Source organism: Maribacter sp. C-4077, from assembly GCF_055378385.1.
Genome location: NZ_AP038807.1, coordinates 3,133,771 through 3,146,249, shown reverse-complemented (window position 1 = coordinate 3,146,249; position 12,479 = coordinate 3,133,771). Strand labels below are relative to the sequence as shown.

The window sequence follows — 12,479 nt, the reverse complement described above, 5'->3', positions numbered from 1 at the left end:
ATTTATAAGATGCGTATGTCACAGTTGCGGAAGACCTCCAACATTCGGTCGGACGGTTCCAACTCCGTTATCATGGTATTAATGGTATTGATATCACAGGTTTTATACCGATGCTGCGAATTTAGCTTTTCCGAAATGGACAATAAAACCGTTTTTTTTGCCGCCTTTATGACCGCCTTTTTTACTTGTACGATATCCCAATCAAACTCCGTAAGCCCATACACGGCATCCACATATCCAGTACCTATAAAGCTATAGTCGACCCTAATTTCAGAAAGATTATGAATGGCGTTCGCACCGATGGATATTTGGGCCTCCTTGGAAATCTGTCCCCCAATGGAAATGACCGTTACATTTGGTTTGTGGGACAGTTCCATGGCTACCGGTAGACTGATGGTGAAACAGGTCAAATTCAAATTATCCGGAATGAGCCGTACCAGCTCCATACAGGTGGTACCCCCATCGATAAAAATGACCGCACCGTCCTTTAACAAAGTAACGGCTTTTTGGGCGATAATAACTTTTTCCTCCAGGGCATAGATGTTTGTATTCCTGCTATTGCTATTGGTAAAACCCAAGGAAATGGCACCACCATGAACCTTCTTCAATTTGTTTTCGGCATCCAGTTCTTTAACGTCCCTACGGATGGTATCAATGGAAACATCCAAGCTTTCTGCAATATCCGTCAATAGAATCCTATTATGCAATTCTACTTCGTTCAAGAGGATTTGTTGGCGTTCTTCCTTTAACATAGGTATTCAAATAAATAGAAATTGGGACAAAGATAACTAAAATTTAAACATGCCGTTTTATTCCGTTATTGTGTCCTGACAATTAATTTAATATTTAATATTGCAAAAAACAGCAATTTAAAATTGCAAAAAACAGCAAAATATATTTTTATTGCCTATATTTGCATGAATTTAAAAAGTATAATTCCAATTTTCTATGAAAACCACCATGGTCAAAAAAAAGAGGGACATAAGCCACCAACCCATTGGACAATTTGAGGAAACCCGATTTGAAAAAATCCACAACGTCATTTTTTCGGATTCCAATGAAGCGTCCATTCGCGTAGCGGAAGAGATTGCGGAACTCATCCGAAAAAAACAAAATCAGGGAAGAACATGTGTTTTGGGGCTGGCCACTGGCTCCTCTCCTATTCGTGTGTATTCTGAACTGGTACGAATGCACAAAGAGGAAGGTCTTAGCTTCCAAAATGTAGTCACCTTCAATTTGGACGAATATTTGCCCATGGAAAAAAGCAATATTCAGAGCTATCACTACTTCATGCACGAACATCTCTTCAACCATATCGACATTGACCCAGAAAACGTGCACATTCCGGACGGTACCGTAGCCCCTGAGAATACGGTAGCCTATTGTTTGGGTTACGAACGGAAAATAAAGGACTACGGCGGACTCGATTTTCAGTTATTGGGTATCGGTAGAACGGGACACATTGGTTTCAACGAACCCGGTTCCCATTATAATTCCGGGACAAGGGTGATCACCTTGGACCACATCACGCGTGTGGACGCCGCACCAGCGTTTCTTGGAATAACCAACGTTCCCAGGAAGGCCATCACCATGGGTATCGCCACAGTTCGCAAGGCCAAACGGATCGTGCTTTTGGGCTGGGGCGAAAACAAGGCTGAAATCATCAAAAAAACCATTGAAGGGGAAATTTCCTCGCAGGTGCCGGCAACCTACCTACAAAACCATCCCAACTGCACCTTTATCCTGGATGCAGGGGCCGCATCGGAATTGACAAAAAACAAAACCCCGTGGCTGGTAGATGCCTGCGAGTGGACGGAAGAACTCAAGGCCAAGGCCATCATCTGGCTTTGCGAAGAGACAGGCAAGACCGTTCTGAGTCTCACCGATAAGGATTACAACGACAACGGCATGGCCGATCTACTCGCCATTGAGGATTCGTATGACCTCAACATACAGATCTTCAACAAACTACAACATACCATCACGGGATGGCCCGGCGGAAAACCGAATGCGGACGACACTTACAGACCGGAACGGGCGGAACCTGCCAAAAAACGGGTCATTATTTTTAGCCCGCATCCAGACGATGACGTCATTTCCATGGGGGGAACTTTCGATAGATTGGTGGAACAAGGCCACGAAGTGCATGTAGTGTACCAAACATCCGGAAATATTGCCGTATCCGATACCGATGCCCGCAAATTCGCGGAAATCGCCATGAACTTGAACCCCTCTGAAAAAGTTCAGAAAATCATCAACTCAATCAACAACAAACGGGATAGCCAAATCGATTCCCCGGAATTACGTAGGTTAAAAGGAGATATCAGGCGGTCCGAATCCTATGCCGCCACCCGATACATGGGCCTAAAGGATGCCAACGTCCATTTCTTGGACCTGCCTTTCTACGAAACCGGAACGATTAAAAAGAACAATCTTTCTAAAGAGGATATAGACTTAATGGTAGATATCATAAGCCAGATTAAACCGCATCAAATATATGCTGCCGGGGACTTGGCAGACCCTCATGGCACCCACAAAGTCTGTCTGGACGCCGTTCTAGAAGCCTTAAAACGACTAAAACCGGAACCTTTCATACAAGACTGTTGGTTGTGGCTGTATAGGGGCGCTTGGCACGAATGGGACATCAACGAAATAGAAATGTGCGTTCCTATGAGTCCGGGACAGGTCCTAAAAAAGAGAAATGCCATATTCTGCCATCAGTCCCAAAAGGATGGGGTTATGTTCCAAGGGGACGACTCCCGCGAATTCTGGATGCGAGCCGAGGAGCGAAATAGGGATACCGCAAACAAATACAAGGCTTTGGGCATGTCTTCCTATGCGGCCATGGAAGCTTTTGTAAGACATAAATTTTAATACTCTTAAAAAAGGGCCTATTTTCGATAGGCCCTTTTTATTTTTCCCATGCCCAAAAAGCTAATTGTTGTTTTCCTTTTGACACTTGCCAGTTCCTGCGGTGTCCTTACCTCCACTATCCCACAACCAAAAAAGGAATTTCGAGGGGTTTGGGTAGCCACGGTGGTGAACATTGACTGGCCTAAAAATGGCTTGGATACGGTCGAAAAACAAAAGGAGGATTTTCTAAAAATTCTGGATTTTTATCAAAACCTCAACTACAATGCCGTGATTGTGCAAGTCCGTGCCACCGGGGATGCTTTCTACGCTTCGGAATATGCTCCGTGGTCCCGATTTCTGACCGGAACGGAAGGGGAAAACCCTAAGTGGAAAGAAGACCCTTTGGCATGGATGATCGAACAGGCGCATAGCCGTGGTTTGGAATTCCACGCTTGGTTAAATCCGTACAGGGCCACATTCGATTTGAATACCGATATCCTAAGCCCTGAACACGACTATAATACGAATCCTGATTGGATGGTCAAATACGGAACCAAATACTACTACAATCCCGGATTGCCCCAAGTACAGGAAAAATTTACCTCTATAATAAAAGAATTGACCAGTTCGTATGCTATTGACGGGGTACATTTTGACGACTATTTTTACCCCTACACCATCAAGGACGAAGTGTTCAACGATAGCACTACCTATTACAACTGCTCCTTACCCAATCAGTCCTTGGAAGACTGGCGAAGAAGTAATGTGGACAGCCTTATAAAAAAAAGCTACGCAACGATCAAGGAAATAAAACCATGGGTTTCCTTTGGGGTGAGTCCGTTCGGGGTGTGGAAAAATAAGTCTACAGACCCACGGGGTTCCGAAACCCAAGCGGGCCAGACCACCTATGAAAACCTCTATGCCGACCCGCTCCTATGGATGGAAAATGGCTGGCTGGATTACATAGCCCCGCAAATCTATTGGAGCCTGGAGCTTCCTGTGGCCTCTCATAAAACCCTGGTGAATTGGTGGGCCAAGAACAGTGCGAATACCCAAGTATATATTGGCAATGGTGCCTATAAAGTCCGAAATAATAGCGATCTAGCCTGGGAGAAAAAAAAGGAATTGCCCAACCAGTTCAAATTGGCGAGGCAGACCCCAGAGATATCAGGCAATATTTTGTTCAGCGCAAAATCCCTAATGGAAAATAACCCGGACGTGGTTTCCTATTTGAAAAAAAAGTATTACAAATGGCCGGCCCTTACACCTGAAATTAATGGCGGACAAAAACAACCTTCGGAAAACATTGACATTATCGGCAAGGTACAATCAGATGATTTTTTGACATTGACCATAGCGCACAATGATGCAATTCAATATGCACTTGTATATAAATCGGGAAAAAGAACGGCATCGGAATTAAAAGCCAAGAAACTTCTTGACAAGATTTTTATTGAGGCGGAATCAAATCAGGTCCAAATACCAAAGTCGGTTCTCAAAGGAAAGCGAATTGCGGTTACTTTTTTGGACCGATATGGGCGGGAATCCCAACCAACAATTTTACATTTAAATCAAATATCAGGGTATGGCAGAAAAAGATAAGGGCGCATGGGGCTGGGTGCCCATTTTATATTTCACGCAAGGCCTGCCCTATGTGTTGGTCGTAACCGTTTCGGTCATCATGTACAAGCAGTTGGGCGTCAGCAACTCGGACATTGGACTGTATACCAGTTGGTTGTACCTCCCTTGGGTATTGAAACCCCTTTGGAGTCCCTTGGTAGACCTTAAAAGTACCAAGCGAAAGTGGTTTTTGGCCATGCAGTTGCTCATCGCGATTGCCTTATTGGGCGTAGGATTGAGCATCCCCACCAATATGTTTTTTATAACTACCCTCGCCTGTTTTTGGATGGCGGCCTTTGCATCGGCCACGAACGACATCGCTTCGGATGGGTATTATATGCTGGGACTAACGGAAAAAAAGCAATCCTTTTTCGTGGGCATGCGAAGTACCTTTTACCGTTTGGCGATGGTCACAGGAGAAGGGCTTATCGTTATCATGGCCGGATTCCTTGAAAACAAATACGGGGACAATTCCAAGGCCTGGAGCATGACCATGATCGCTGCGGCGGTTCTAATGCTGTTGCTCACCATTTCCAATTTCTTTGTGACCCCAAAATATGAATCAGAAGCATCGAATGTTACCGAAAAACCCAAAAGCTTCCTGGAAGTGTTCAAGTCCTTTTTTCAGAAGAAAAACATTGGAATCGCGTTGGCGTTCATTTTAACGTACCGACTAGGGGAATCACAATTGGTAAAAATGGCGGCTCCGTTCATGCTGGACAGTCCGGAAAAAGGAGGGCTGGGCTATTCCACGGAACTTATAGGGACCATTTTTGGTACGGCAGGTGTTATCATGCTTTCTATTGGGGGTATTCTGGGCGGTATCCTGATTTCCCGCGACGGACTCAAAAAATGGATGCTTCCCATGGTGCTTTCCCTAAACTTGCCGAATATTTTGTACGCCCTTTTGGCGATTACCAAAACCACGCATGTCATACCAGTAACCGCCACCGTTATGTTCGAGAAATTTGGGTATGGTTTCGGCTTTGCGGCTTTTCTCATGTATCTTATTTATATAGCCGAAGGCAGGTCCAAGACAAGCCACTATGCCATTGCCACAGGATTTATGGCACTCGGCATGATGCTTCCTGGCATGATCAGCGGATATATGCAACAATGGTTGGGGTACGACGGATTCTTTATTTGGGTCGTTATCGCGGCCTTACCCGCCTTGATATTATTGAAATACATCACCTACCCACCGGAATTCGGAAAGAAAACCGATAACTAACATGAAGTCGTTACCTAACTATACCGAAGCCAAAAACACCTTAAGTACTGCCGAAAAAATTGGTCAATTTTTCATGCCCGCAGCGTTTATCAACGATACGGAAGAAGAAATCCGTGCCTTGGAAGATTTGATCAGGAATTACGGTATTGGGGGCATTTGCTTTTTTCATTCGAGGGCGAGTGCGGCTACCAATTTTGAGGGTAAAAAGGAGGTCTTACGAAACGAGCAAAGTTTTGATACCTTAAAATCCCTCATAAAAAGATATCAGTCAGCATCAAAATATCCCCTTTTTATTGCAATCGATGCGGAATGGGGCTTGGCGATGCGCGTTGAAAATACCCCTCAATATCCCTACGCCATCACTTTGGGGGCGTTTACCGGAAACGAGGAACTTATTTATGAAGTAGGGAAAAAGATTGCCCAGGACTGTTTGGCGGCCGGAATCCATTGGAACCTTTCCCCGGTAGTGGATATCAATAACAACCCCAACAACCCTGTGATCGGGTATCGGTCTTTTGGAGATGACCGGGAACAAGTAACGCAAAAAGCATTGGCCTACATAAAAGGAACGGAAAGTGTTGGCATATTGACAAGCATCAAACATTTTCCGGGACACGGGGATACCTCCGTAGATTCACATTTGGGGATTCCGGTCATTGATAAATCGAAGAAGGAGCTTTTGGAAAATGAACTATATCCGTTTCAAAAAATAATATCAGAAGGCGTGGATGCCGTAATGGTGGGCCATTTGTCCGTGCCGGCTTTGGCAAATGGCTCGGATACTCCCGCAAGTATTTCGAGGGAAATCTGTACCGATTTTTTACGGGGCGAACTACATTTTAAGGGCGTTGTCATCTCCGATGCCCTGAACATGCATGCCGTTTCAAAAATCTATCCCATGCCCGGTGAGCTGGAATGGCTCGCCTTCAATGCAGGAAACGATATCCTTTGCTTTGCCGAACACGTAAAGGAAGGCATTGAGACCATCGCAATAAATAGTACTGCAAAACAGCTTGAAGAAACCTTTGAACGCGTATGGAAGCTCAAGGTAAAGGCGATGGGAAATCCATTTTGGAAGGGATTCGGCGAACTTTCGGATAGCAGTAAGTTAAACAAGGAAATCGCAACGGAAAGCATCACGGTATACCATGGCACCGAAACCGATATCAAATCTTTCAGAAAAAAAGACTTTTGTACCCTTACCCTAAAACGTTCCCAAGAAAACGCTTTAAAGGAAGATATCCTATCCTTTTTGGAGGAAGCCAAACAGGAAACCAAACAAGAGAAAAATATTCTTTTACTGGTAACCCCGCCCAAAGTGAAGCCCGCGAACCAATTTGGTTTCTTTCAAGAAGAAATTGATTTCATCAATGCAATGCTAGAGGAAAAGAAGGTGGTACTTTACTATTTTGGAAATCCATATTCCCTAAACCTTTTTGATGTAAAAAAATCCGTTGCAACCGTATTGGTCTATCAAGATTTTACCGAGTTTCAGGATGTGGCCACGGAACATTTCTTGGGAAAAATAAAGGCGCATGGAAAATTACCTGTTTCATTAACGTAACGTAACTATGAATAAATACAAAGTCATCGGTATTATGTCCGGCACCTCATTGGACGGTCTGGACCTGGCCTTTTGCCATTTTTGGAAACATAAGGACCGATGGGAGTTCGAGATCAAGGCAACAAAAAGTATATCCTATACCCAAGAAATGCAGAACGAGCTCAAGGATGCCATACACCTATCGGCCGAAAAATTGCTGCAACTGCACAACGAGTACGGAAGTTGGCTTGGGGCAAGGGCCAAGGAATTCATCGCTGAAAATAATCTGGAGACCGATTTTATTGCGAGCCACGGCCATACCTCGCATCATAGGCCGGAACTAGGACTCACCTTTCAGTTGGGATCGGGGCAGCATTTGGCCAATGCTTGCGGACATCAAGTAATCTGCGACTTTAGAAGTAACGACCTCTCCTTGGGCGGACAGGGTGCGCCCCTGGTTCCCATCGGTGACCGATTGCTTTTCAGTGCATATGATTTTTGCCTCAACCTTGGGGGTATCAGCAACATCTCCTTTGAATCCAAAGGTAGCAGGATTGCCTATGATATCGGCCTGGCGAATATGATCCTGAATTACATCACCAGAAAAATCGGACTGGATTATGATGAAAACGGGACCATGGCAAAATCGGGCAACATCAATCCTGAGATGTTGAAAAAGCTCAATGACCTTAATTACTATTTATTGCCACACCCCAAATCGATCGGATATGAGTGGTTTTTGGAGGAGGTCGTTCCTATTGTAGAAACGACAAAAGACAGTACAGAGAACCTTTTACACACCGCCGTTCATCACATTTGCGAAAAAATTGCCCATCAAGTGACCTTGAATTCCGGAAAGCAAGCCCAAAAATTATTCATCACCGGTGGAGGTGCCCTGAACACCTTTCTCATTGAAACATTGAAGCAAAAACTAAATAAAAATATAGAAGTCGTTGTGCCGGAAAAAAAAATAATTGAATTCAAGGAAGCGCTGGTTTTCGCCTTCATGGGGGTATTGAGGTCGGAAAAGGAAATTAATGTACTCAAAACAGTTACAGGTGCCAAAAGGGATTCCTCAAGCGGGGTTATTTTTTTACCCAATTGAAGTATTTTCATTAATTTTCTATCTTAATTAGATAATTCCTAAAAATGTCCGACAAACAAAAACGAGCCTCCGCATACTGGAAGGAAAACGTAAAATATCTCTTCATTCTCTTAACAATTTGGTTCTTGGTGTCCTATGGAGCGGGTATCCTCTTTAAAGATGCCTTGGACACGATAAAAATTGGCGGTTTTAAACTCGGGTTCTGGTTCGCGCAACAAGGATCTATCTACGTTTTCGTAATCCTTATTTTCGTGTATGTCCGACTCATGAACAAACTGGACAAAAAATATGGCTATAATGAATAGTCTCTAAAAATGCTTTCAAACAACACCAAGACTGCCTAAAACCAAAGACCACACAAACTAAAAAATTATGAGCGTTCAAATCTGGACCTACCTTCTCGTCGGAATTACTTTTGCCCTGTATATCGGTATTGCCATTTGGTCGCGCGCCGGCTCCACCAAGGATTTTTACGTGGCCGGGGGCGGGGTTTCCCCGTTGGCAAACGGTATGGCCACTGCAGCCGATTGGATGTCCGCCGCATCATTTATTTCCATGGCAGGCATCATCGCCTTTGCGGGCTATGACGGTTCCGTCTACCTTATGGGCTGGACAGGGGGCTATGTGCTTTTAGCGCTTTTATTGGCGCCATACCTTCGGAAATTTGGAAAGTTTACCGTGCCGGATTTCATAGGGGACCGTTACTATTCCAAAACCGCCCGAATCGTAGCCGTTATCTGTGCCCTTATCGTTTCCTTTACGTATGTAGCTGGGCAAATGCGCGGGGTTGGCGTAGTTTTTTCCCGATTTTTAGAGGTCGACATCAACACCGGTGTCATCATCGGAATGATCATCGTTCTTTTTTATGCCGTGCTTGGCGGAATGAAAGGAATCACCTATACGCAGGTAGCCCAATACTGTGTTTTGATTTTCGCCTTTATGGTGCCAGCCATTTTCATTTCCATCCAGATGACCGGAAATCCCGTTCCGCAACTGGGAATGGGTTCCAAATTGGCCGATGGTTCGGGAACCTACCTTTTGGACAAGTTGGACGGATTATCCACGGAATTGGGTTTTAACGCCTATACCAACGGCTCAAAATCCATGATAGATGTGTTGGCCATTACCTTGGCGTTGATGGTAGGCACCGCCGGACTGCCCCACGTTATTGTCCGATTCTTTACCGTCAAAAGGGTCAAGGACGCAAGAAAATCGGCCGGATTGGCACTACTTCTTATTGCTATCCTCTATACCACAGCACCCGCCGTGGCCGTATTCGCCAGAACGAATATGATAAATACGGTTAACAACAAGGAATACGGTTCCATGCCAGAATGGTTTACAAAATGGGAAACTACGGGGCTCTTTCAATTTGACGATAAGAACAAAGATGGTAAAATACAGTATGTAGCGAATAAAAATCGAAACGAACTTTACGTAGATCCAGATAGCATGGTACTGGCAAATCCGGAAATAGCCAACCTTCCCGCATGGGTAATTGCCCTGGTGGCGGCCGGTGGCCTTGCGGCCGCGTTATCTACCGCGGCAGGCCTACTATTGGTGATTTCGGCTTCAGTATCCCACGACCTCATAAAAAAAGTATTCAAACCCACTATTTCAGATAAAGGGGAACTTTGGGCGGCACGTTTATCGGCAACGGTTGCCGTTGTAATCGCTGGTTATTTTGGAATCAACCCGCCCGGTTTTGTTGCCGCCGTGGTCGCCCTCGCCTTTGGATTAGCCGCAGCTTCCTTTTTTCCGGCCATTGTGCTTGGAATTTTTTACAAAAAGATGAATAAGGAAGGGGCCATTGCCGGCATGGTCACGGGAACCCTTTTGATGCTGTTCTATATGACCAAGTTCAAGTTCGACTGGTTTGGCGGTGGAACTTCAGAAGATTGGTGGTTTGGCATATCCCCAGAAGGTTTTGGAAGCATTGCCATGCTCGCCAATTTTTTGGTATCCATTAGTGTCATGAAACTCACCCCGCCCCCTCCCTATAATGTTCAGGAGATTGTGGAGGATATTCGGATTCCAAGCGGTGCGGGAGAGGCCATAGACCATTAAATAAATTCGTATTTTTAAAAACCGGGACGGACCAGTTTTGGATTATTTTCAATTTTGATTATCGCGTAAAATCAGCATACAAAAATGAGTAACTATCACATTAAACATCTAGAGGAATATTATCAAGTATATAGAAAATCGGTTCGTAATCCAGAGGCCTTTTGGGAAGAAATCGCAGAGGAGCACTTTGTTTGGCGCAAGCGATGGAACAATGTCCTGAGCTGGGACTTTAGAAAACCTGAAGTAAAGTGGTTCGAAGGTGCACAGTTGAACATTACCGAGAATTGTATTGACCGACACCTTCCTACCCGTGGCGATAAAACGGCCATTCTTTTTGAGCCCAACGACCCCAAGGAAGAAGCGGAACATATTACCTACAGACAATTGCACCAGCGCGTATGCAAAATGGCCAATGTGCTGTTGGAAAAAGGCATCAAAAAAGGGGACCGGGTGTGTATCTACTTACCCATGATACCTGAATTGGCGGTTTCAGTATTGGCATGCGCCAGAATTGGCGCCATACATTCGGTCGTTTTTGCCGGATTTTCCTCCAATGCCCTCGCTACACGGATTAATGATTCCGATTGTAAGTTGGTTATAACTTCGGATGGTTCCTATAGAGGTGCCAAGACCATCGATTTAAAGGGAATTGTGGACAAAGCCTTGGAAGGCTGCCCCGGCGTAGAAACGGTTTTGGTGGCGAAACGCATCCATAGCGATATCGATATGATGCCCCAAAGGGACCATTGGTTGCAACCTTTATTGGACGATGCCTATGGCGATAACGTTGCCGAAATCATGAATGCCGAAGACCCACTTTTCATTTTATACACTTCGGGATCCACAGGAAGGCCAAAAGGAATGGTCCATACCACCGCCGGATACATGGTCTATACCGCATACACCTTCAAAAATGTCTTTCAATACAGGGAAGAGGACGTGTATTGGTGTACTGCCGATATCGGTTGGATTACCGGACACTCCTATATCGTCTATGGGCCTTTGGCCAACGGTGCCACCACCGTGATGTTCGAAGGAATCCCCTCCTACCCCGATTTTGGTCGGTTTTGGGAAGTGGTCCAAAAACACAAAGTCACTCAGTTCTATACGGCTCCCACCGCAATACGCGCCTTGGCAAAGGAAAATCTCGATTATGTTGAAAAATACGACCTATCCAGCCTAAAGGTTTTGGGCTCTGTAGGCGAACCAATCAATGAAGAGGCCTGGCATTGGTACAATAACAATGTTGGCAAAAAAAGAAGCCCCATTGTAGATACTTGGTGGCAAACGGAAACGGGCGGCATCATGATAAGCCCTATTCCGTACGTGACCCCAACGACCCCAACTTATGCCACGTTACCTTTTATTGGAATCCAACCCGCCCTGATGGACGAAAACGGACAGGAGATTAAAGGGAATCAAGTCGATGGCAGGCTCTGCATTAAATTCCCGTGGCCTTCCATGGCAAGAACCATATGGGGCGACCATGAACGATACAGGGATACGTATTTTTCGGCCTATAAGGACATGTATTTTACGGGCGATGGTGCATTGCGCGATGCCGTTGGCTATTACCGGATTACGGGTCGCGTGGACGATGTCATCATCGTTTCCGGTCACAATTTGGGTACGGCACCTATTGAGGATTCCATCAACGAACATCCGGCCGTGGCAGAATCCGCCATCGTTGGCTTCCCGCACGATGTAAAGGGAAATGCACTCTATGGATATATAATTTTGAAGGAAACCGGGGAAAGCAGGGACAAAAACAATCTCAGAAAGGAAATCAACCAACAGATTACGGAGCAAATTGGCCCTATTGCCAAACTGGATAAAATCCAATTCGTTTCCGGATTGCCCAAGACCCGAAGTGGTAAGATCATGCGACGGATACTGCGCAAGATCGCCAGTGGTGACACCTCAAATCTAGGCGACACGAGTACGCTGTTGAATCCTGAAATCGTTCAGGAAATCATGGATGAGGCGCTTTAACCCGGAATATGCATTAGGGGAGCGTCGCGAAGGTAAAAAGCGCAATAAAGTAAAGTGGTTTGGAAATT

The 12,479-nt window shown here is 45.2% G+C and carries 9 protein-coding genes; 8 read left to right on the top strand and 1 reads right to left on the bottom strand.

The features are described from left to right. Positions 1–2 precede the first annotated feature (2 nt). Positions 3–752: a DeoR/GlpR family DNA-binding transcription regulator gene (locus ACZ41C_RS13605; RefSeq protein ID WP_138259432.1), complete on the bottom strand. Its 750-nt coding sequence runs from the start codon at positions 750–752 to the stop codon at positions 3–5. A gap of 196 nt (positions 753–948) precedes the next feature. On the opposite strand from ACZ41C_RS13605, the gene nagB reads away from it, so the two are divergent. The 8 genes from nagB to acs all read left to right on the top strand — a co-directional run bounded on the left by nagB (position 949) and on the right by acs (position 12,411). After that, a complete protein-coding gene (gene nagB / locus ACZ41C_RS13600) occupies positions 949–2,874 on the top strand; it encodes a glucosamine-6-phosphate deaminase (RefSeq protein WP_464562176.1) in 1,926 nt (641 codons plus the stop codon). Positions 2,875–2,922: 48 nt separating this feature from the next. Next, positions 2,923–4,455: a glycoside hydrolase family 10-like protein gene (locus ACZ41C_RS13595; protein ID WP_138259430.1), complete on the top strand. Its 1,533-nt coding sequence runs from the start codon at positions 2,923–2,925 to the stop codon at positions 4,453–4,455. Next, positions 4,439–5,704, top strand: a complete 1,266-nt coding sequence (locus ACZ41C_RS13590; protein WP_464562173.1) for an MFS transporter — start codon at positions 4,439–4,441, stop codon at positions 5,702–5,704. Before ACZ41C_RS13595 ends, ACZ41C_RS13590 begins: the two co-directional genes overlap by 17 nt. Position 5,705: 1 nt before the next feature. Continuing rightward, positions 5,706–7,268, top strand: coding sequence for a glycoside hydrolase family 3 protein (locus ACZ41C_RS13585; RefSeq protein ID WP_464562171.1), 1,563 nt, complete (start codon positions 5,706–5,708; stop codon positions 7,266–7,268). Between the two features lie 7 nt (positions 7,269–7,275). After that, on the top strand, positions 7,276–8,352 hold the full coding sequence (locus ACZ41C_RS13580) for an anhydro-N-acetylmuramic acid kinase (protein WP_138259427.1): 1,077 nt from the start codon (positions 7,276–7,278) through the stop codon (positions 8,350–8,352). Between the two features lie 44 nt (positions 8,353–8,396). After that, positions 8,397–8,657 carry a DUF4212 domain-containing protein gene (locus tag ACZ41C_RS13575; protein ID WP_138259426.1) on the top strand — a complete coding sequence of 87 codons (261 nt, stop codon included), beginning with the start codon at positions 8,397–8,399 and terminating at the stop codon, positions 8,655–8,657. A gap of 67 nt (positions 8,658–8,724) precedes the next feature. After that, positions 8,725–10,419, top strand: coding sequence for a sodium:solute symporter family protein (locus tag ACZ41C_RS13570; RefSeq protein WP_464562168.1), 1,695 nt, complete (start codon positions 8,725–8,727; stop codon positions 10,417–10,419). 84 nt (positions 10,420–10,503) lie between these two features. Beyond that, positions 10,504–12,411, top strand: a complete 1,908-nt coding sequence (gene acs / locus ACZ41C_RS13565; protein ID WP_464562166.1) for an acetate--CoA ligase — start codon at positions 10,504–10,506, stop codon at positions 12,409–12,411. Positions 12,412–12,479 lie beyond the last annotated feature (68 nt).